Source organism: Streptococcus sp. UMB0029, assembly GCF_002871495.1.
Taxonomy (GTDB): Bacteria; Bacillota; Bacilli; order Lactobacillales; family Streptococcaceae; genus Streptococcus.
In genome coordinates this window covers 175,944-196,774 of the sequence record NZ_PNGD01000002.1, presented here as the reverse complement: position 1 = coordinate 196,774, position 20,831 = coordinate 175,944, and the positions used below count along the sequence as shown (strand labels likewise).

Genomic DNA, 20,831 nt, shown 5'->3' with positions numbered 1-20,831 from the left:
TTCAATTTGAAAAATTATTCTAACACGAATCTTGAGTACAAGCAACCGATTTGCTCACAAGAAAAAGCCTAGATAACTAGACTTTTTTAGCTTATTCTACCGTTACTGACTTAGCAAGGTTACGTGGTTTGTCCACATCAAGGCCACGGTGGAGTGTTGCAAAGTAAGCAACTAATTGCGTTGGTACAACCATTGAAATCGGTGAGAGGTAAGGGTGTACAGTCGTAAGAACGATGTCGTCTGTATCTTTGGCAACATTTTCTTCTACGATAGTGAGGACTTTGGCACCACGTGCTGCCACTTCTTGGATATTTCCGCGAGTATGGTTAGCAAGGACTGGATCTGACAAGAGAACCAAGACAGGCGTTCCTTCTTCAATCAAGGCAATAGTTCCGTGCTTGAGTTCTCCTGCCGCAAAGCCTTCACACTGGATGTAAGAAATCTCTTTGAGTTTAAGGCTTGCTTCCATAGCTACGTAGTAATCTTGACCACGCCCAATATAAAAGGCGTTGCGAGTTGTTTCAAGAAGCTCACGAACCTTGGCTTCAATGGTTTCTTTCTCTGAAAGAGTTGATTCGATAGACTGAGCTACAATTGACAATTCATGAACCAAGTCAAAGTCTTGCGCTTTAGCATTGCCGTTCGCTTCTCCAACTGCTTTTGCAAGGAAGGCAAGGGCTGCAATTTGTGCTGTATAAGCCTTGGTTGAGGCCACGGCAATTTCAGGACCTGCATGAAGGAGCATGGTATGGTTGGCTTCACGAGAAAGAGTTGAACCTGGGACGTTTGTCACTGTCAAGCTTGGGATTCCCATTTCATTAGCCTTGACTAAAACTTGACGACTATCCGCTGTTTCACCAGATTGGCTGATAAAGATGAAGAGTGGTTTCTTGCTGAGAAGTGGCATACCATAGCCCCACTCAGATGAGATGCCAAGTTCAACTGGTGTATCCGTCAATTCTTCCAGCATCTTCTTAGAAGCAAATCCTGCGTGGTAAGATGTCCCAGCTGCAAGGATGTAGATACGGTCTGCGTCTTGAACAGCCTTGATGATAGCTGGGTCTACGACAACTTGACCAGCCTCATCTGTGTAGGCTTGGATGAGTTTACGCATAACAGTTGGTTGCTCATCAATTTCTTTAAGCATGTAGTAAGGGTAAGTTCCCTTACCGATATCTGACAAGTCAAGTTCAGCAGTGTAACTAGCACGCTCACGACGATTTCCATCATAGTCTTGAACTTCCACACTATCAGCCTTAACGATTACCAATTCTTTGTCATGAATTTCCATGTATTGGTTGGTTTCACGAATCATAGCCATGGCGTCTGAGCAGACCATGTTATAGCCTTGTCCAAGACCAATCAAAAGTGGTGATTTATTTTTAGCCACGTAGATAACTTCAGGATCTTGTGAGTCAACCAAGGCAAAGGCATAAGAACCACGGATGATATGAAGAGCTTTTTTGAAGGCTTCAAGAACTGAGAGACCTTCTTCTTCCGCAAATTTCCCAATCAAGTGAACGGCGATTTCCGTATCTGTTTGCCCCTTGAAGTGGTGTCCTGCAAGGTATTCTTCCTTGATTTCAAGGTAGTTCTCAATCACACCGTTGTGAACCAAGACAAAACGTTCTGTCTCAGAGCGGTGTGGGTGAGCATTGTCCTCAGTTGGTTTCCCATGAGTTGCCCAACGAGTATGTCCGATACCAGTCGTTCCCTCAACACCAGCTGTCTTAGCAGACAATTCTGCAATACGGCCTACAGCTTTTACTAGGTGATTTTCAGCACCACCTAGGACAAAAATCCCCGCAGAATCATAGCCACGGTATTCGAGCTTTTCAAGCCCTTGAATCAAAATATCAGTTGCATTTGTGTTTCCAACAACACCAACAATTCCACACATAGTATATGCGACACAGACCAGCTGTGCTTTCTCCTTAAAATTGGTATAGTCTAATTCCTCTTTTATAGAATCAGCAAAAACAGTATATACTTGTTTCTTTCACTTGTCAAGAGTTAAAATTGGTATAGTTAAAATTAAGCTCCTGTAAGCAAAAGACTCTGACCAATTAGGATAATCAGTCAGAGTCCTTGTTAAAATCCATTATTGTCGCTTAATTCCTTGAACCAGTGCCCTGATTTTTTCAGACGACGTTCTTGCGTTTCCAAGTCTAGCTCGACCAAACCGTAGCGATTTTTATAGCTATTGAGCCATGACCAACAGTCAATAAAGGTCCAAATCAAGTAGCCCTTACAATTAGCTCCGTCTTCAATAGCACGGTGAAGTTCACGAAGATGACCTTTTACAAAGTCAATACGATAATCATCTTGAATCATTCCATCTTGACGGAATTTTTCCTCTCCTTCAACCCCCATACCATTCTCTGTCAACATCCACTCAATATTGCCATAATTTTCCTTGATATTTTGGGCAATGTCATAAATCCCTTGCTCATAAATCTCCCAGCCACGATGAGGATTGATTTTACGTCCAGGCATCACATAAGGCTCGTAAAAATGTTCTGGTAAGAGCGGACTCTCTGGATGCTTTGCAAATCGAGGAGCCATAACACGCAAAGGTTGATAGTAGTTGACACCAAGGAAGTCCACCGTATTGTCACGAATGAACTCCAGCTCCTCCTCTGTAGCATCAGGCAAGAGACCATGTTCATGCAAGATTTCTACCAACTCCTGTGGATAAGTCCCCAAAACAGACGGATCTAAGAAAGATTGGGCCTGAAAAAGGGCCGCAATACGAGCAGCCTTGACATCAGCAGGATGCTGGCTACGTGGATAAGCCGGTGTCAAATTTAAGACAATTCCAATCTTGGAACCAGGCAAGAGTTCATGGCAGGCCTTGACCGCACGACTGCTGGCCAATTGTGTATGATAAGCTACTTTAACAGCTGCTTCCGCATCCACCTTATGTGGATAATGGGCATCGTAAAAATAACCAAATTCTACAGGAACGATGGGCTCATTAAAGGTAATCCATTGATCCACTAAATCTCCATAAGTCTCAAAACAAAAACGAGCATAGTCTTCATAAGCTGAGACTGTCGCCTTATTTTCCCAACCATCACCATCCTCTTGAAGAGCAAAAGGCAAATCAAAATGATAGAGATTGACTAAAAGACGAATCCCTTTGATCTTAATAGCCTCAAAAACCTTACGGTAAAAATCTACACCCTGAGAATTAACTTTCCTACGCCCTTGTGGAAAAATCCGTGACCACTGAATAGAAGTCCGAAAGGCCGTGTGACCAGTTTCTAACAGTAGCTCAATATCCTTTTCCCAGTTTTCATAAAAGGTTGATGTTTTATCTGGACCAATCCCATTATAGTAACGATTTGGCTCCACTTGGTACCAATAATCCCAGAGATTATCTCCCTTACCGTCACCAGCTACACGTCCTTCTGTTTGTGGCCCAGAAGTAGAGGATCCCCAGACAAAATCCTTTGGAAATCTTAGCATACATTTACCTCTTTATCTACTCATTTTTCCCATTATACAGAAAAAACAAGGTAAAAACTAGTTACATTTTTTCCTTGTTTTTCTTCTGATTATAGTTTTTATTTCTTGCTGAGAATTTCAAGCGTTTCGAGCAAGTTATCTGCATGAACTTCGATGGTGTCACCAGTCGCTTTAATCTTAACTTCTACGATGCCATCGGCTGCTTTTTTACCAACAGTGATACGGATTGGCAATCCAATCAAGTCACTGTCGCTAAATTTAACTCCGACACGTTCGTTGCGGTCATCCGTCAAGACTTCGTAACCAGCTCCCATCAAGCTTGCTTCAAGCTTTTCTGTCAAGGCTTGCGCTTCTTCGTCCTTGACATTGACAGTAATCAAGTGTACATCAAATGGCGCCAATTCTTTAGGGAAGTTGATTCCCCAAGCGTAACGATATTCACCTTTTGGTGTTTTGTTAACAAAGAGACGAGCGTGTTGCTCCATCACTGCTGAAAGGAGACGGCTGACACCGATACCGTAACATCCCATGATAATTGGCACAGCACGGCCATTTTCATCCAAAACATCTGCTCCCATGCTTGCTGAGTAACGAGTACCGAGTTTGAAGATGTGACCAATTTCGATACCACGCGCAAAGTTAAGAACACCTTTTCCGTCTGGTGAAATTTCACCCTCACGAACTTCACGAATATCCACATATTCTGCAGTAAAGTCACGACCTGGGTTCACACCAGTCAAGTGATAGCCATCTTCGTTAGCACCCACAACTGCATTGCGAACATCTTGCACCTTACGGTCTGCGATGATTTTAACATTCTCTGGCAAACCAACTGGACCAAGTGAACCAAATCCTGCTTGAACAACACTTGCCACTTCTTCTTCGCTAGCAACGTCAAAGAAATCTGCTCCCAAGTGGTTTTTCAACTTGACTTCATTGAGCTGGTCATTTCCAACTAGAAGGGCTGCAACAAGCTCACCATCCGCCATATAGAAGAGGGTTTTAATCGTTTGTTCTTCTGGAACGTTTAGGAAGGCTGCAACTTCATCAATTGATTTAACATCTGGCGTTGCAACACGAGTCACTTCTTCTTCAGCGACAACACGGTTGCTTGGTTTGTACTCGTTTGTTGCCATTTCCAAGTTAGCCGCATAGCTAGACTCACTTGAGTAAGCAATGGTATCTTCACCAGAAACCATCCATTTGAGCAATTCTTCCTTGATTTCTTCTTGCACTTCTGCAGGAATTTCATCAAATGAGGCAACTGACTTGTCCAAGACAACCCAGCGGTCAAGGTCTGTACGAGCAGGTGTAATGGCCATAAATTCTTGGCTATCCTTACCACCCATGGCTCCACCGTCACCGATGATAGCCTTGAAGTCTAAGCCACTACGAGTGAAAATACGCTCATAAGCAGCCTTATACTCATCATAAACACTATCCAAGCTATCATAGTTAGCGTGGAAACTGTAAGCATCCTTCATGATAAACTCACGTGTACGGAGAAGTCCATTACGTGGGCGTTTTTCATCACGATACTTAGGCTGGATTTGATAAAGATTAAGTGGCAATTGCTTGTAAGACTTAACAGAATCACGGACAATAGCTGTAAAGGTTTCTTCGTGAGTTGGGCCTAGGATAAAGTCTGATTTTTCGCGGTTTTTTAGTTTGTAAAGGTCTTCACCATAAGTTTCGTAACGACCTGATTCACGCCACAATTCTGCACTAAGAAGGGCAGGAGCCAACATCTCAACGGCACCAATCTTGTCGAATTCTTGGCGCATGATGTTTTTAGCTTTTTCAATCACACGGTTGGCAAGTGGTAGGTAAGAATAAACACCTGCAGAAACTTGGCGAACATAACCAGCACGCAACATAAGAGCATGGCTGATAACTTGAGCATCGCTTGGCATTTCGCGAAGCGTTGGGATAGGCATTTTACTTTGTTTCATAATATTCCTCGATTATCTAAAAAAGAGTCGCATAATGTCATTCCAGGTCACAGCAATCATCAAGACAACCATGATGACCACTCCGGCCAAGGTGACATAGGTTTCAGTTTCTTGTTTCAATGGTTTGCGGCGGATGGCTTCCAGGATATTGAGAACAATCTTACCACCATCCAGAGCTGGAATCGGAATAAGATTAAAAATCCCGATATTGATGGAAATCATTGCCAAGAAGTACAAGACGTTCTCAATTCCATTTTTAGCAGCATCACTACTTGCCTTAAAGATGGCAACAGGTCCACCTAGCTTGTTCAAATCCGGTTGGAAAATCAGATTTTTCAGAGCTGATAGAATTCGGAGAGCTGAGTCAGCAGCGGTTGTGAAACCACCCACAAACATGGATAGAAAGTCCGACTTAATTCCCGGTTGAACACCTAGAAGGTAACGACCTTGATTTTCTTCAGGAGTAACAGTGACTTGTTTGTCACTACCCTTTTCGGAAATAGTCACATCCAAGGTCGGTGCCGTCTTATCTTTGGTTTCTGTTTCAACAGCTTGGATCAAACTTTCCCAGTTGCTAATCTCATGTGAGCCAATCTTGGTAATCTGAGCCGTTTCTGGCACTCCTACCTTAGCCAAGGCCCCTTGGGGCATGACATGGAATTGATTGGTATCAACATCTCTGACACCACCCTGCATGAAGATTAAAATCCAGAAAACAACGACACCTAAGATAAAGTTATTCATAGGTCCTGCAAAGTTGGTAATGAGTTTCCCCCAGATAGTCGCATTTTGATATTGAACATCTAAAGGTGCAATCCGAACCTCCGTTCCATCTGCTTCCACAACCGTTGCATCGTGATCCACTGCAAATGTTTTTTCTTCTTCCAGAACCAAGCCCTTGATAAAGAGCTTGTCTTCAAAATCAAACTGGGTCACCTGCATAGGAAGAGCTGTTTGATCCAATTTTTTACCTGAAAGATTGATACGTTTAACCTTACCGTCCTCAGCAAGTGTCAAACTGACAGGAGTTCCTGTCTTGATTTCAGTTGTATCATCACCCCAACCGGCCATACGAACGTAGCCACCCAGAGGCAAGATTCGAATGGTATAGGTCGTTCCATCCTTGCCAATATGAGCAAAGATTTTAGGTCCCATGCCAATGGCAAATTCACGCACTAGAATCCCTGATTTCTTGGCAAAGTAGAAGTGTCCGAACTCGTGCACCACCACAATAATCCCGAAAACCAGAATAAAGGTTAAAATTCCGAGCATAGTATTTCCTCCGTCTTTTGATTAAAAGAGTCCAAATAAGTGCATGATTGGAAATACAAGCAACATACTATCGAAACGATCCAAAACACCACCATGTCCAGGGATAAATTTCCCAGAATCCTTAACACCAAAGTGACGCTTGATCGAACTTTCTAGTAAATCACCAAATTGTCCAGCAATGCTAAAGAAAATAGCAAAGACTGACATCTTGTAAATTCCATATGGAAGAGCAACTGTCCTATCAAAAATCATAAAGACAATTGTTATCAAGATAGCTCCTAAAATACCCCCCAAGGCTCCCTCAAAGGTTTTATTAGGTGATACCCTTGGCGCTAATTTTCGTTTACCATATCTCATCCCAGCAAGATAAGCACCACTGTCTGTCGCCCAGACGATACACAAGGCCAAAAGCGCCTTATCTAAACCTGCAACACGAGCATCTAGTAAGGCATTAAATCCAAAGCCCACGTAGAAACTCATAGCAAGCGGGAAAACAGCGTCCTCAATCGTATAAGACTTGCTAAATACAGTCGTTCCTAACATGATTGAAATCAGAACACTATAAGCAACCACATTCCCATCAACTGGCAAAAAAGTCAGGTAATTCTCCAAGGGAATGGTCAAAGCAAAGGTTGCAAAGAGGGTCAAGAGGCCCTCCATCGTCATGGTCTCTAGACCTCTCATCTTCAAAAGTTCATGCATGGCTAGCATGGCTATGATTCCGATTGCTATCTGCAGCAAGAGTCCCCCAATCATCAAAATCGGTAGGAAAATAGCCAGGGCAATCCCTGCAAACAAGGTTCTTTTCTGTAAATCCTGTGTCATATTTCCTCCTAAACTCCTCCAAATCGGCGATGACGACGATTGTAGGCAAGAATGGCTTCCTGCAAGGCCGCCTCGTCAAAATCAGGCCACAAGGTATCCGTAAAATAGAGCTCACTATAGGCTCCCTGCCATGGAAGGAAATTGCTCAAACGCAATTCTCCACTAGTCCGAATAATCAAGTCTGGGTCTCGTAACTCCTTAGGCAAATGCTGGGTGAAGAGATAGTTGCCAATCAAGTCCTCTGTGATGTCACCTGGGTTTATTTTGGCATCTAACACATCCTGGGAAATCAACTTAAGAGCCTGTGTAATCTCAGCACGTCCACCATAGTTGAGGGCAAAATTAAGAATCAAACCTGTGTTGTTCTTAGTCAATTCCTCAGCCTTGGTCAGAGCTTCAAAGGTTGGCTTAGGCAGTCGGTCTGTCTCCCCAATCATTTGAATCTTAACATTATTCGCATGCAGTTCCGGGACATAATTATCATAAAACTCTACTGGCAAGTTCATGATAAACTTGACTTCCTGATCGGGGCGGGTCCAGTTTTCCGTAGAAAAAGCATAAACTGTAATAACCTTCACCCCCAGTTTGTTGGCTGCCTTGGTCACAGTTTGCAATGCTTCCATGCCCGCCTTGTGTCCGAAAACTCGCGGTTGCATACGTTTTTTAGCCCAACGGCCATTGCCATCCATGATGATGCCTATATGAGCAGGAACCTGTGTCGGAACCTCTACTTCCACAGCCTTATCTTTCTTAAAAAATCCAAACATGATCTTATTCCTATTCAAAAATCTATCGTTTCATTATACCATATTTCCCTATTTTCTTCTATCACTAAGCTATTTATACTCTTCGAAAATCTCTTCAAACCACATCAGCTCTATCTGCAACCTCAAAACAGTATTTTGAGCAACCTGCGGTTAGCTTCCTAGTTTGCACTTTGATTTTCATTGAGTATTATTCTCAGGCACCAAGCCCATTTTTCAAAAAAATAAGCCGCCTGATTGGGCGACTCAATTTTTTATAGGGAGATTATTATGAAAAAGTTTTAGGAGTTTAAGTTAAGGTCTTCTTAACTTATGGACTTAGTATACACTTCCTAGCTTAAAGTTTCCTTAAGTATTTTTAAAAATCAAATTTTTCCATTTCTCCTGCCAATTTTTCTTGGATAAACGTGTTTGATAGAGTTCCATTCGGTCTTCATTCTCTAAAAAATGAGGAGTTGGGCGAACTTGAAAATTCAAAATATCCTCGAGTCCATAAGGTGCATAGAGTTCAAAATCTGATTCTTTATTCAAGCGTAGTCCAACAGCCGTACATCGTTCTGGATACTTACTCATAGCATCACAAGAGCTGCTATAGGGAGCAGTGTGAGGACTATGCTGGTGCATATAGACCTGATTTTTCAATTCCCACTGGTACTGAGGAAAGTCCTCTCTCAACTTTTTCTCTAGGGATAAGGTTTCCTCATAAGAAATATCTGGATCAAAGAAAATGACATCAACATCTGTTTCACAGTCAAAAGGTGATTTGTATGACAAGAGATTCCAGATAAAATTTCTGACAGAACCTGCTGCCAACCACGAGTCTTTCAGACCAAGGTCTCGGGTGATAGTCAGAATAGCCATCATATCCCGATTTTCTCTAAAAGCCTCTAGAATTTCTTGCTCATTTTTCATTGCACTCATACCCCAAATGCTCATATGCCTTGGCTGTAGCCACTCGTCCAGAACGTGTCCGCATGATAAAACCTTTCTGGATTAGGTAAGGTTCGTACATATCCTCAACCGTCTCACGCTCTTCTGCTATGTTAACAGAAAGAGTTCCTAATCCGACAGGGCCACCACCGTACATCTCAATCATGGTCCGAAGGATTTTCTGATCCACATAGTCTAGACCTTCATGGTCAACATCCAGCATGGTTAAAGCCTTATCGGTAATAACATCATCGATAACCCCATTCCCCATTATCTGGGCAAAATCACGCACGCGCTTGAGGAGACGATTGGCAATACGAGGGGTCCCACGACTACGTAGGGCCAGCTCAGAAGCTGCCTCATGAGTGATTTCCATCTCAAAAATATCTGCCGTCCGCTCAACAATTTCCGTCAAATCAGCATGGGCATAATACTCCATATGCCCCGTAATCCCAAAACGGGCCCGTAGCGGATTTGAGAGCATACCAGCCCGAGTCGTCGCACCAATCAAGGTAAAAGGTGGCAACTCCAAATGAACACTGCGACTGCCTTCACCAGCCCCAATCATGATATCGATGTAGAAGTCCTCCATGGCACTATAAAGCACTTCTTCCACTGACATGGGCAAGCGATGAATCTCGTCAATAAAAAGGACATCCCCAGGCTCTAAGTCATTCAAAATCGCTACCAAATCACCTGCTTTTTCGATAACAGGACCAGACGTCTGCTTGAGATTGACACCCAGTTCGTTGGCAATAACAAAAGCCATGGTCGTTTTCCCAAGCCCTGGAGGGCCAAATAAGAGCACATGATCCAGCGCTTCATCCCGCATTTTAGCGGCTTCGATAAAAATCTGAAGCTGATCCTTAACCTTATCCTGACCAATATATTCACGTAAATACTGAGGACGGAGCGTGCGTTCTACTAACTCCTCATCACCCATCATCTCATTGTCTAAAATTCTACTCATGGCTCTATTATATCAAAAAAACAAACCACAAACAAAAAAGCCACCTGATTGGATGACTCCCGAGTTTAGTACTTATGTGGTATAATATTGTTCGGCACTTCTACACCGCCTGCGAGAGGAGGTGAATTAGCCCATGATGGATACAATACTTAAAACTATCATCGGACCAATTGTGGTCGGTGTCGTTCTTCGATTAGTCGATAAATGGCTAAACAAGAACAAATAGTGTCAAAAAGACCCCAAGCTTATTTGGACGTGAGCTTGGGGTCTTTTCTAGCCTATGATATAGACACAATACTTAATTCCCTTTTATTATCCCATAGTTCACAAAATTTGTCAAAACTTTACATTCTCAGCTTCTTAAGCTTTAACCGCTTTACAACAAGACTTTCAAGTTTAAGAGAAAGTTAGGGATTCTATCAATTTCATAGAAATTTTGATTTAGTAAACGAAGAGACAATCTTACATGTCACTCCTCATTTAATACGCCACTACTGGACAAGCAAAATCATTATTACAGCAGTTCCAGTCCTTCAATTAACAGTCACTTACAATCAAATTGAGTTTGAAGTAGCCGAAGCGACAACAGACCTATTTTTTAGTCATATTTTCTAAAAAAGTCCCCGCCAATTCCCCGACCAAAATCCGAAAATACCGGAAAATATCGAAAAATGATTTTTAGAATAATCCCCAAAAGCCTGAAATAGAGCCAAAAAACTCCACCTGATTGGATGACTCCCGAGTTTAGCACTTATGTGGTATAATATTCTACGGCACTGCTACACCGCCTACGAAAGGAGGTGAGATAGCCCATGATGGAATTAGTACTCAAAACTATCATTGGACCAATTGTGGTCGGTGTCGTTCTTCGATTAGTCGATAAATGGCTAAACAAGGACAAATAGTGTCAAAAAAGACCTCAAGCTTATTTGGTCGTGAGCTTGGGGTCTTTTCTAGCCTATGATATAGAACTAGTACTCAATTCCTTTTTATTATCCCATAGTTCACAAAATTTGTCAAAGGTTTATATCCTCATCCATTCAGCTTCTCCAACTTTAGAATCTGTCCAATAAAGTTTATAAGATTAAGTAAAAGTTATCGAAAAATGATTTTTAGAATAGTCCCCAAAAGCCTGAAATAGAGCCAAAAAACTCCACCTGATTTGGTGGAGTTAAGGGAGATTATTATGAAAAAGAAAAGTTTAGGATTTTATTAAATAAAGTTAGGAGGTCTTTATTTAATAACTATATGATACAAGACGAAGCTTAAAACTAACTTAACTTTTCTCAAATTTTACTATTTTGCAAAAAATTTCTATCACCATCACCTATCCAAGAAAAAAAGCCACCTGATTGGGTGACTTCATTAGGAGATTATGATGAAAAAAAGTTTTAGGATTTCATTAAATAAAGTTAGGAGGTCTTTATTTAATAGTTGTATAATACTAGACCAGCCTTAAACTTTGCTTAAGAAAAAACAAATTTTATTATTTTTCTCGATTCATCCAAGTCATTCCTATACAATTATAGGTGGATAAGATTTCAAAGCCCATAGAACGATAGAATCCCAAGGTTCTTTCTGTCTGGTCTGTCACCAGCTGGACTTGATAGGCATCTTTGTAATCCTCTAAAGCCTCTTTCATCAAGGCGCTACCAATCCCTTGACGTTGATAGATTGGTAAAACAATTAAATCCTGAACCAATACTGATGAGAATCCATCTCCAACCAAACGAATCAAGCCCACCACAGCATCGCCATCAAGTGCCACATAAATCGCTAATGAATGAGATAAGGCCTGCTCCAGCATCTCTGGTTGATGGGTATAATTTGTCCAACCGACAGCCTGATAGAGATGCAAAACATCCTCGAGCTTGACAATTTCTTGCTTTTTAATAGTAATCATCTCAACACCTCTTAAAGCTCTCTCAAGCTCTTGTGCTGTCGTCCATTTTTATCAAAGTTTTCAGGACACAACCATGTTTCCAAACGAGATTTGACTTGTGCCCAGTCCTTATCAATCATAGACAACCAATCCGTATCCCTCGTACGCCCCTTATAAATGACTGCCTGACGGAAGGTTCCTTCATAGACAAATCCCAAACGCTCCGCAGCTCGTCTGGATGGCAGGTTAAAAGCATCACATTTCCACTCATAGCGACGATAGTTGAGTTCTTCAAAGACATAGCGAGCTAGGAGATATTTGGCTTCTGTTCCTATCCGTGTCCCCCTGAGCTCTGGAGAAAAAGTGACAGCTCCCACTTCTATTACTCGGTTATTCTGGTCAATGCGCATGAGAGAAAAAGTTCCCAAAGCCTTACCAGTTGCCTTGTCTATGATTGCATAGTAAAAACGATCCTTACGAGCCAACATCTGATTTAAAAGGCTGACCAACTCCTCCATATCTGCTACTGGCTCCTGAAAAAGGTAGGTCCACATCTCCCGAGGAGTATCCGGACCATAAACAGCTAGCAAATCCTCCGCATGCTTTTCTACCGAGAGAGCCTCTATCCGAGCATAACGCCCTTCTAAAAAATCAATAGCAGGCAGTTCACCGGGTGTATAACCTTCCATTGACTCCCCAATCATTTGACCATATTCATTTACTGGCATTTTTCTTCTCCTTGTTTTACGCTGAAAATACTATATCACAAATTGTTCTCTTTGGAAACTGGCACTGTCTTCAAACTTCATCCTCAACACTATATTAGTGACCCGTTTTCTGTCTTTTATCCTCTAAGGCTTGATTAATTCGTTGGGTGAGTTTGTGAGTTTGCCAGATTTGATACAACCATATCAATCCATAAATTAACAAGAAAAAGAACCAAAGCAAGGGACTCCACAAGGCTGAACCCCAGCCAAAAAATAGAGAGGTCAATACTAAGATAGTAGCTGTCACTAATAAATGAACTCCTACACGTATACTAAAAGCAAGAAACTCTAGCTTTTCAAGGATTAAAGTCAATACCCCCATAATTCCACCCATTAAAAAAAGAGCTAGAATATTTTTTGTCATTGGTGCAGGATAGGTAATGCTTGGATGACACTGAGCTAATAACATCATACTCAAATAAAAGAAGGAAGCCGTACGCATTCCCGATACAAAATAATCAATTAATCGTTTCATGATTTTCTCCTATAAACCTAGATAATTCATTAAGGACTTAACGTATTTCCGACTCACACTAGATTTGATGCCCCGAGTCATTTTAGCCATCATGTTCCCTGAAAAACTATCCGATAATGACTCTAAATGATCAATGTTTATAATTGAATGGCGTGATATCTGTATAAAGTTACGCCGATTAATCCGATTCTGAAAGTTTGTCAATGTTTCCTTAGTTTTATAAATCCCGTCTACCGTATAAATGGTCAACAAGTTCTTATCGATATCTGCTAGAATAAGATCCTCAATTTTCACCATGACCAGATGATTATCCGTTCGAATAGGAATGACCACCTGATTGGTTTTTGAAAATTGTTCTAAATACTCCATGACTTCTCTTGCTTGGTCAGTTAATTGAGCTGCCTGAATTACAATATGTGGGTCCTTTTCTGAAAACTCTGCCTTCATTTCAAAACGAATCTTCATTTTCTCTCCAATATACTTTTATTTTCTCTTGCTAAATACTTTAACAAATAAAAGCCAAAGAAGAATAGCGATGAGACTGATAATAACCACTATAAAGTATGTCTCTTCCTTTGTCAATAGTTCTTGCCAGTTGATTTGGATTCCCATTTTTTCTTGAAATTCCTTTAACAATCTGCTATTTCCTGTAAATGCGGTCTCTAATGGTTCTTTCATTAAAATTTGTCGATAAAGAGAAGTAATATAAGTTGCAGGGGTACACTTCATGATAATCTGTGCAAAATCAGGTAAAACTCCAATAGGGACATAAGTTCCTACTAAAAATCCAGAAGCAGTTCCCACTATAGTTGCCAGTTTGCCAAGACTATCTACAGATTGAAAACGATAAATCAAGAGAATATTTATCAAACTTGAAAGCAGACTACTTAACAACATAATCAAAGCAATTTCCGGTAAATGATTGATAACTGGACTTTCTTTAAAATAAAGCCCCATAACAGCAAACATAAACACCTGCATGACAAAAGAGATGGTAATACTACTGATTAGATAGGACACCTGTAAACCCCAGCTACCTAAATCTGTCAAGAAGAGATCTTGATCCACTTGATTTTCACGATCCTGTACCATTTGTGTAAGAGCCGTAAAACTGGTTGTAATCCCAGTCACAGCCAAGGTCCCACCCATCAGCCAGTTATTTAAAAGGTTCGTATTATCAGGGAGTTGGGACCAAGCGTCCGTCAAATTCTTCTGCAAAAAAATGATATAAAGGAGGAAGGAAATCAATGCCCCCAATAACGAGAAAAATACTCCCGAACGATTACGAAAATATAAGATAAAATTCCGTTTCAATAAAGCTAGCATTACCGAACCTCTCTTCCTGTAAGTGCAATAAAGGCATCATCCATAGTACCCGGACGAAACTCAAAAGAATCAATTTCTTCTCGAACTTTTGCCAAATATTCAATGGCTTCCTGTGACGTCCTTGGATAAAAAAGATATTCCAACTCATTTTCTTCCTTTACTGTCATTCCAGTCTGTAGCAACTTTTCTAAATCCTTCATTTCTTTAAAACGAATTTTTAGGATATTAGATGCATACTGACTTTTAATAGCCGTCGCAGAACCTTGCGCAATCACTTTCCCATGATCAACGATATAAATCTGATCCGCTTCATCCGCTTCATCCAGATAATGAGTCGTTAAGATAATAGTCATCCCTTCATCCTTTTGTAGTCGAGACAGTAAATCCCAAATGGCTTTGCGAGTCTGAATATCTAGACCTGTCGTTGGTTCATCTAAGAAAAGAATATCTGGCTGTGAAAGAAGAGCACGCGCAATATCAACCCTACGTTTTTGCCCACCTGACAAAGTCCCATATAGTTGCTTCTGGAAAGCAGTCAAACCCAGTTGATGGATCAAATCATCCACACGACTTGCTGCAATCTCCTTATACTGTTGAGCACGAATCGTAAGATTTTCCCTAACCGTCAACATCTCATCCAGTACACTAGCTTGAAAAACAACTCCTATTTTCGTATTTGGCGCATATCGAATCTGACCTTTTGTCGGCTTTTTCAAACCGATTAACATGGAAATAGTGGTTGATTTTCCTGCACCATTTGGACCTAAAATAGCATTAAAACTCCCTTTTTCAAACTCTAACTGAATATGGTCAACAGCCATATAATCGCCGTACCGTTTAGTTAAATGTTTAGCTTGTAAAATCATATTTCTTCCCTCCTTTTATCTCACTAGTTTAACAAAAAGTATGAAAGAAAAATCGACTTTCGAGATAAGTGGTTAAAATGAGAGGTTAAGTGGTGAGATGATGGAAACAGAATTATATTTTTCATTCAAAAAATCCTCCAGATTCTACTCTGAAGGATTCCTATCTTATTTAACGACGATATTAACGAGTTTATTAGGCACACTAATCACTTTCACGATTTCCTTACCGTCAATTTCTGACTTAACTTTTTCATCAGCGAGAGCAATTTCTTGTAATTCTTCGCGTGATAGGTCTTTAGCTACCATGAGTTTGGCACGGACTTTACCTTTGATTTGGACAACGATTTCGATTTCGTCTTCAACCAATTTGCTTTCGTCCCATGTTGGCCAAGCTACATAAGAGATAGATTCTCCTGTTGCTGCAAGAGTTTGCCAGAGCTCTTCTGCCAAGTGAGGTGCAAATGGTGCAATCAATTGGATAAAGCCTTTGGCGTAGTCTACATAAAGTTTTTCTTCCTTGTTAGCCGCGTTGACAAAGACCATAAGTTGGGCAATGGCTGTGTTGAATTTGAGGGATTCGATTTGCTCTGTGACAGCTTTGACTGTTTCATTGTAAACCTTGTCAAGAGCGCCATTGTTTTCCGCAGCGATTTCTTTACTTGTAATCAAACGGTAAACACGGTCAAGGAACTTACGGCTTCCTTCCAGACCTTCTTCTGACCAAGCAATCGAAGCATCAAGTGGTCCCATAAACATTTCATAAACACGAAGGGTATCGGCACCGTATTGTTCCACCACGTCATCTGGGTTGACAACGTTCTTGAGGGACTTAGACATCTTGGCTGGTGCTTGCTCTAACTCTTCACCTGTTTCCACATGGAAGAAAGAACCATCACGTTTTTCAACCTTATCAGTTGCCACAAGAGCCCCACGGTGATCGCGGTAGCTTGTTCCCAAAATCATCCCTTGGTTAAAGAGTTTTTGGAATGGTTCCTTAGTCGGAACAACACCGAGGTCATAGAGGAATTTGTGCCAGAAACGAGCGTAAAGCAAGTGAAGAACGGCATGCTCTGCCCCACCCACATAGATATCTACTGGCAACCATTGTTTGAGAAGGTCCTCATCAGCCAATTTCTCAGTATTGTGTGGGTCAATATAACGGAGGTAGTACCAGCTTGAGCCTGCCCATTGTGGCATAGTGTTGGTTTCACGACGACCTTTAACACCATCTTCACGAGTCACTTCAAGCCAATCTGTCAAGTTAGCTAGTGGACTTTCACCAGTACCTGAAGGACGGATGTCCTTGGTTACAGGCAAGACAAGTGGCAATTCACTTTCAGGGACAGCTGTTGATGTCCCATCTTCCCAATGAATGATAGGAATTGGCTCACCCCAGTAACGTTGACGGCTAAAGAGCCAGTCGCGGAGACGGTAGGTAACCTTCTCTTGTCCACAGCCCTTTTCTTCCAACCAAGCCACAATCTTGGCAATAGCGTCTTCTTTGTTGAGTCCATCTAGGAAGTCTGAATTGACATGAAGGCCATCTTCTGTGTAGGCAGCTTTTTCAACGTTTCCACCTTCAAGTACTTCGACGATTGGAAGATCAAATTGTTTGGCAAATTCCCAGTCACGTTGATCGTGGGCAGGAACAGCCATTACCGCACCTGTACCATAGCTAGCAAGAACATAGTCCGCAATCCAGATTGGAATTTCCTTGCCATTGACAGGGTTAATAGCATAAGCACCAGTCCAAACACCAGTTTTTTCCTTAGCAAGATCTGTACGAGCCAAGTCAGACTTGAGGCTAGCTTGATGTTTATAGTTTGCTACAGCTTCTGCTTGCTCTGAGCTTGTGATGGCGTCTACTAATTCATGTTCAGGAGCCAAGACAGTGAAAGTCGCACCGAAAAGAGTGTCTGGACGAGTGGTAAAGACAGTGAATTCCTTATCTGTTCCCTTAACTTTGAAAGTTACATTTGCACCAGTTGATTTCCCAATCCAGTTGCGTTGCATGTCCTTGATGGACTCTGGCCAGTCAAGTTCATCTAAGTCATTAAGCAGACGCTCCGCGTAGGCCGTGATTTTAAGCATCCATTGGCGCATTGGTTTGCGGACAACTGGATAGCCTCCACGCTCAGATGTTCCGTCAGGAAGAACTTCTTCGTTAGCGATGGCAGTTCCCAATTCTTCAACCCAGTTTACTGGCACTTCAGCTTCATAGGCCAAGCCTTTTTCGTAAAGCTTGGTGAAAATCCATTGCGTCCACTTGTAATAGTTTGGATCTGTTGTATTAACTTCACGATCCCAGTCATAAGAAAATCCAAGCGCATTGATTTGACGTTTGAAGTTGGCAATATTTTCCGCTGTAAATTCTGCTGGGTCATTACCTGTATCCATAGCGTATTGCTCTGCAGGCAAACCAAAAGCATCCCACCCCATTGGGTGAAGGACATTGTAGCCTTGCGCACGTTTGTAACGGCTGAGGATATCTGTCGCTGTATAGCCTTCTGGGTGTCCTACGTGCAGACCCGCTCCAGATGGATAAGGGAACATATCAAGAGCATAAAACTTCGGTTTTGATGCATCTGTTCCTGTCTTAAATGTATGATGTTCTGCCCAGTAGCCCTGCCACTTAGGCTCAATTTCTTTATGATTGTAAAAACTCATGGTCTCTCTCCAATTTTGTGATGTTACTATTATACCATTTTTGAGGGAATTTGGTCTCGTTCTATTCTATACTTTTCTATTTTACCTTGCTCTAGAATTTTTAAACTGCTATACTTATAACAGAAAACCCTTCCAAGGAGGTAGCGGATGTCTCATTCCTTTAAAAAATCTCTCCAAAAAGAAATTCTCCATAGAAGCTCTATCGCAGCCTTTGTGACCTCACTCTTACTACTCATTTTACTTTTTGGTTTTTCCTATTTTTTACAAGAGCAACAACTCTCCAAAGATACGAGACAGATTGTCAAACAGGTTCAAGAGATGAAAGAAGCCAATAATGAGCTCCTGACTACTATGAACCATAAAATGATTCCAGGATTTTTGGACGGCAAACACACAGAGCGAGAAGTCTTTAGCTTATTTTACGAGACAAAAGCTAGACTGAAACTTAGTTCTGACCTCATTATTCTAAGTGATACAGGTGAATTACTATTCAGTACCAATCGAAATCACCAAGAAAGTATTTTATCACCCTACTATCTAAAACTGCTCATTCAAAATCCTTCTCAAGATAAAGTTACAGAAAAAATTGCACTCTCTTCAGATAAGCAACATTACACACTCTTTATCAAACCACTACTTCAAAACCAACGAGTTAAAGCCTATACTATTGCGTTCGTAAATGAGAATGATTTCATCTCAAGTTTCCCAATGATCAATTCCAAATACATCATTACCGATAGCTTTGGAAATATGTTTTCCAACAATACAAATCAGTTTACTCGTTCCACTCTTGAAAAATTTGATGAAAAACTCCTACACTCTCGCACCCACTGGTATGCGAATGAACCGCTTATTGTTCAAAAAGAAAAAGTCGGTGCTATTTTTTCAATCTATACTTTTCAATCCTTTTTTCCCATTCCTAGCTTACTTGGTCTAGCCTCCATTCTCACCTTATGTATATTCTTCCTCTACTTCTGGCAAGCAAGGCGAATTGCTCATAAGATTGCCACACACAATGCTGTTCCTATTGAAAGTTTGGTTTACCAACTTCAAGAAATTCCTAAACAAGCAGAAAAAAGGCTTTCTCTACAAACAGGTGATGAGTTTGAGTTTATGGCAGAAAAAATCAACAATATGTTGTACGAATTAGATCAACTTCATCAAAAAATGCTAACCATAGAAAAAGAAAAGTGGATTTTTGAAAGAAAAATGCTGGAAGCTCAGTTCAATCCTCATTTTCTCTACAATACACTTGAAACGATTAAAATCACTTCTTTAATGGATGCAGCTCTCACACAAGACCTGATTCAAAATCTCACGCGCATTCTTCGCTACAGTATCACCGATTTAGAAAAAGAAACAACCATTTGCCAAGATTTAAAGATTATAGAAGATTACCTTATGATTCATAAGATTCGTTTCGAGCACTTCTCCTATGATATTGTCTGCCCAAAAACTGTTGATAATCAGCCTATACCTAAGCTTTTCTTGCTTCCTCTCGTAGAAAATGCTATAAAATATGGGATGCAATACCGTATTGATCTTCATATTGATATCCAAATTACCTTGGAAGCAGATTCTCTGACTTTTTTAGTCAAGGATAATGCCGGAGGGCTCACAAAACAAGAGCGACTCGCTATTTTAGACTCTTTAGAAAGCCCTCATACCCAACATGGCATCGTTAACAGCTACAAACGATTGAGCAATTTCTTTTCTGATGTCCAGCTAGATTTAGGAGTCAATCGCCATGGAGAAACTTGGGTCAAATTTATAACGAAAGGACTAACTCATGTTTAAGCTCATTATCGTAGAAGATGAACACCTCATTCGAAAATGGCTAGAGATTGCCGTAGACTACTCTGCCTTAGGTATCCAAGTTGTAGGAACTGCTAGTCACGGTCAAGAGGGAATGAAACTCATCCAAGAAAAAGAACCTCATATTGTCTTAACAGACATCACCATGCCAATTATGGATGCTTTTATGATGTTTGAAGCCACTCGTACTCTCTCCTATGAAAAAGTTATCTTATCAGGTTATAACGATTTTCAAAATGCTAAAAAAGCCATGCAATATGGCGCGGTAGATTTCTTATCCAAACCAATTGATACCAAGGAATTGACAGAATGTCTTCAAAAAATTGTTTTGCGATTACGAGTTAGCACTTATCAAGAAACTCCTTTTTTAGAAGAATATCAAACTTTACTCACCTCTATCCAACAAGTCGATACACAAAACCAAATCATTCAGCAAATTCTGGAATTTGTGCATCAACACTACTGCATGCACTTTACCATTTCTACCATTGCAGAGAATCTAGGATATAGCGAAAGTTATCTATATAAGGTCATCAAAGAAGACTTCCCAATGACGTTAAATGAATATATCTTACGCTACCGTCTCAAGCAAGCTATAGATAAAATGGCTGAATCCCCCAATTCCCCCCTAAGCGATATCTCTGAACAAGTTGGATTTTCAGACTATAAATATTTTGCCAAAGTTTTTAAAAAATATCTCCATATTTCTCCAAAAGAATTAAAACTCATGGATAAAAACCATTGATGTAAAAGGATTGCTCAGCTCAGGCAATCTTTTTATTTTGTACTTTTACTCAATGAAAATCAAAGTGCTAACTACTCAAATCATAGCTTTGAGATTGCAGATAA

19 protein-coding genes are annotated in these 20,831 nt (G+C 40.8%); 4 read left to right on the top strand and 15 right to left on the bottom strand.

The annotated features are described in order from the left end of the window. Positions 1 to 91: 91 nt before the first annotated feature. The 8 genes from glmS to ruvB all read right to left on the bottom strand — a co-directional run bounded on the left by glmS (position 92) and on the right by ruvB (position 10,184). Positions 92 to 1,900 carry a glutamine--fructose-6-phosphate transaminase (isomerizing) gene (glmS, locus tag CJ239_RS02075; protein WP_102210360.1) on the bottom strand — a complete coding sequence of 603 codons (1,809 nt, stop codon included), beginning with the start codon at positions 1,898 to 1,900 and terminating at the stop codon, positions 92 to 94. Between the two features lie 191 nt (positions 1,901 to 2,091). Next, a complete protein-coding gene (gene bglA / locus CJ239_RS02070; RefSeq protein WP_102210359.1) occupies positions 2,092 to 3,471 on the bottom strand; it encodes a 6-phospho-beta-glucosidase in 1,380 nt (459 codons plus the stop codon). Positions 3,472 to 3,569: 98 nt separating this feature from the next. Continuing rightward, complete coding sequence (locus CJ239_RS02065; protein WP_102210358.1) at positions 3,570 to 5,423, bottom strand: proline--tRNA ligase; 1,854 nt, start codon at positions 5,421 to 5,423, stop codon at positions 3,570 to 3,572. A 12-nt stretch (positions 5,424 to 5,435) separates the two neighbouring features. Beyond that, positions 5,436 to 6,695 (bottom strand): RIP metalloprotease RseP, encoded by a 1,260-nt coding sequence (gene rseP / locus CJ239_RS02060; protein ID WP_102210357.1) that lies wholly within the window; start codon positions 6,693 to 6,695, stop codon positions 5,436 to 5,438. 21 nt (positions 6,696 to 6,716) lie between these two features. Next, complete coding sequence (locus tag CJ239_RS02055; protein ID WP_102210356.1) at positions 6,717 to 7,520, bottom strand: phosphatidate cytidylyltransferase; 804 nt, start codon at positions 7,518 to 7,520, stop codon at positions 6,717 to 6,719. Positions 7,521 to 7,528: 8 nt separating this feature from the next. Next, on the bottom strand, positions 7,529 to 8,287 hold the full coding sequence (locus tag CJ239_RS02050) for an isoprenyl transferase (RefSeq protein ID WP_102210355.1): 759 nt from the start codon (positions 8,285 to 8,287) through the stop codon (positions 7,529 to 7,531). A 345-nt stretch (positions 8,288 to 8,632) separates the two neighbouring features. Further along, positions 8,633 to 9,205 carry a nucleotidyltransferase family protein gene (locus CJ239_RS02040; protein WP_102210354.1) on the bottom strand — a complete coding sequence of 191 codons (573 nt, stop codon included), beginning with the start codon at positions 9,203 to 9,205 and terminating at the stop codon, positions 8,633 to 8,635. Next, entirely contained in the window at positions 9,186 to 10,184 is a 999-nt protein-coding gene (gene ruvB / locus CJ239_RS02035) for a Holliday junction branch migration DNA helicase RuvB (protein ID WP_102210353.1), read from the bottom strand. Before ruvB ends, CJ239_RS02040 begins: the two co-directional genes overlap by 20 nt. A gap of 133 nt (positions 10,185 to 10,317) precedes the next feature. On the opposite strand from ruvB, the gene CJ239_RS02030 reads away from it, so the two are divergent. Together CJ239_RS02030 and CJ239_RS02025 are read left to right on the top strand one after the other, a co-directional pair. Next, positions 10,318 to 10,410, top strand: coding sequence for a type I toxin-antitoxin system Fst family toxin (locus CJ239_RS02030; RefSeq protein WP_094753251.1), 93 nt, complete (start codon positions 10,318 to 10,320; stop codon positions 10,408 to 10,410). Positions 10,411 to 10,996: 586 nt separating this feature from the next. Further along, positions 10,997 to 11,089, top strand: coding sequence for a type I toxin-antitoxin system Fst family toxin (locus tag CJ239_RS02025; protein WP_000970382.1), 93 nt, complete (start codon positions 10,997 to 10,999; stop codon positions 11,087 to 11,089). A gap of 581 nt (positions 11,090 to 11,670) precedes the next feature. Here the strand turns inward: CJ239_RS02025 and CJ239_RS02020 are convergent. From CJ239_RS02020 to leuS, 7 genes are all read right to left on the bottom strand, one after another. Beyond that, a complete protein-coding gene (locus tag CJ239_RS02020) occupies positions 11,671 to 12,087 on the bottom strand; it encodes a GNAT family N-acetyltransferase (RefSeq protein ID WP_000628386.1) in 417 nt (138 codons plus the stop codon). Between the two features lie 11 nt (positions 12,088 to 12,098). Beyond that, positions 12,099 to 12,794 carry a GNAT family N-acetyltransferase gene (locus CJ239_RS02015; RefSeq protein WP_102210352.1) on the bottom strand — a complete coding sequence of 232 codons (696 nt, stop codon included), beginning with the start codon at positions 12,792 to 12,794 and terminating at the stop codon, positions 12,099 to 12,101. Positions 12,795 to 12,888: 94 nt separating this feature from the next. Beyond that, complete coding sequence (locus tag CJ239_RS02010; protein ID WP_102210351.1) at positions 12,889 to 13,308, bottom strand: DUF3021 domain-containing protein; 420 nt, start codon at positions 13,306 to 13,308, stop codon at positions 12,889 to 12,891. Between the two features lie 9 nt (positions 13,309 to 13,317). Continuing rightward, on the bottom strand, positions 13,318 to 13,773 hold the full coding sequence (locus tag CJ239_RS02005; RefSeq protein ID WP_102210350.1) for a LytTR family DNA-binding domain-containing protein: 456 nt from the start codon (positions 13,771 to 13,773) through the stop codon (positions 13,318 to 13,320). A gap of 18 nt (positions 13,774 to 13,791) precedes the next feature. Beyond that, positions 13,792 to 14,634, bottom strand: a complete 843-nt coding sequence (locus CJ239_RS02000; protein WP_102210349.1) for an ABC transporter permease — start codon at positions 14,632 to 14,634, stop codon at positions 13,792 to 13,794. Next, complete coding sequence (locus CJ239_RS01995) at positions 14,634 to 15,500, bottom strand: ABC transporter ATP-binding protein (RefSeq protein ID WP_102210348.1); 867 nt, start codon at positions 15,498 to 15,500, stop codon at positions 14,634 to 14,636. The genes CJ239_RS02000 and CJ239_RS01995 overlap by 1 nt, the downstream gene beginning before the upstream one ends. A gap of 165 nt (positions 15,501 to 15,665) precedes the next feature. Next, on the bottom strand, positions 15,666 to 18,167 hold the full coding sequence (gene leuS, locus CJ239_RS01990) for a leucine--tRNA ligase (RefSeq protein ID WP_102210347.1): 2,502 nt from the start codon (positions 18,165 to 18,167) through the stop codon (positions 15,666 to 15,668). Between the two features lie 147 nt (positions 18,168 to 18,314). Between leuS and CJ239_RS01985 the strand changes: the two genes are divergently transcribed. Then, positions 18,315 to 19,964: a sensor histidine kinase gene (locus tag CJ239_RS01985; protein ID WP_102210346.1), complete on the top strand. Its 1,650-nt coding sequence runs from the start codon at positions 18,315 to 18,317 to the stop codon at positions 19,962 to 19,964. Then, positions 19,957 to 20,727: a response regulator gene (locus tag CJ239_RS01980; protein ID WP_080980817.1), complete on the top strand. Its 771-nt coding sequence runs from the start codon at positions 19,957 to 19,959 to the stop codon at positions 20,725 to 20,727. Before CJ239_RS01985 ends, CJ239_RS01980 begins: the two co-directional genes overlap by 8 nt. The last annotated feature ends 104 nt before the right edge of the window (positions 20,728 to 20,831 follow it).

Bases quoted from the DNA above. Each gene is read 5' to 3' on its own strand.
- glmS (WP_102210360.1), bottom strand. From the start codon at position 1,900: ATGTGTGGAATTGTTGGTGTTGTTGGAAACACAAATGCAACTGATATT.
- bglA (WP_102210359.1), bottom strand. From the start codon at position 3,471: ATGCTAAGATTTCCAAAGGATTTTGTCTGGGGATCCTCTACTTCTGGG.
- CJ239_RS02065 (WP_102210358.1), bottom strand. From the start codon at position 5,423: ATGAAACAAAGTAAAATGCCTATCCCAACGCTTCGCGAAATGCCAAGC.
- rseP (WP_102210357.1), bottom strand. From the start codon at position 6,695: ATGCTCGGAATTTTAACCTTTATTCTGGTTTTCGGGATTATTGTGGTG.
- CJ239_RS02055 (WP_102210356.1), bottom strand. From the start codon at position 7,520: ATGACACAGGATTTACAGAAAAGAACCTTGTTTGCAGGGATTGCCCTG.
- CJ239_RS02050 (WP_102210355.1), bottom strand. From the start codon at position 8,287: ATGTTTGGATTTTTTAAGAAAGATAAGGCTGTGGAAGTAGAGGTTCCG.
- CJ239_RS02040 (WP_102210354.1), bottom strand. From the start codon at position 9,205: ATGAGTGCAATGAAAAATGAGCAAGAAATTCTAGAGGCTTTTAGAGAA.
- ruvB (WP_102210353.1), bottom strand. From the start codon at position 10,184: ATGAGTAGAATTTTAGACAATGAGATGATGGGTGATGAGGAGTTAGTA.
- CJ239_RS02030 (WP_094753251.1), top strand. From the start codon at position 10,318: ATGATGGATACAATACTTAAAACTATCATCGGACCAATTGTGGTCGGT.
- CJ239_RS02025 (WP_000970382.1), top strand. From the start codon at position 10,997: ATGATGGAATTAGTACTCAAAACTATCATTGGACCAATTGTGGTCGGT.
- CJ239_RS02020 (WP_000628386.1), bottom strand. From the start codon at position 12,087: ATGATTACTATTAAAAAGCAAGAAATTGTCAAGCTCGAGGATGTTTTG.
- CJ239_RS02015 (WP_102210352.1), bottom strand. From the start codon at position 12,794: ATGCCAGTAAATGAATATGGTCAAATGATTGGGGAGTCAATGGAAGGT.
- CJ239_RS02010 (WP_102210351.1), bottom strand. From the start codon at position 13,308: ATGAAACGATTAATTGATTATTTTGTATCGGGAATGCGTACGGCTTCC.
- CJ239_RS02005 (WP_102210350.1), bottom strand. From the start codon at position 13,773: ATGAAGATTCGTTTTGAAATGAAGGCAGAGTTTTCAGAAAAGGACCCA.
- CJ239_RS02000 (WP_102210349.1), bottom strand. From the start codon at position 14,634: ATGCTAGCTTTATTGAAACGGAATTTTATCTTATATTTTCGTAATCGT.
- CJ239_RS01995 (WP_102210348.1), bottom strand. From the start codon at position 15,500: ATGATTTTACAAGCTAAACATTTAACTAAACGGTACGGCGATTATATG.
- leuS (WP_102210347.1), bottom strand. From the start codon at position 18,167: ATGAGTTTTTACAATCATAAAGAAATTGAGCCTAAGTGGCAGGGCTAC.
- CJ239_RS01985 (WP_102210346.1), top strand. From the start codon at position 18,315: ATGTCTCATTCCTTTAAAAAATCTCTCCAAAAAGAAATTCTCCATAGA.
- CJ239_RS01980 (WP_080980817.1), top strand. From the start codon at position 19,957: ATGTTTAAGCTCATTATCGTAGAAGATGAACACCTCATTCGAAAATGG.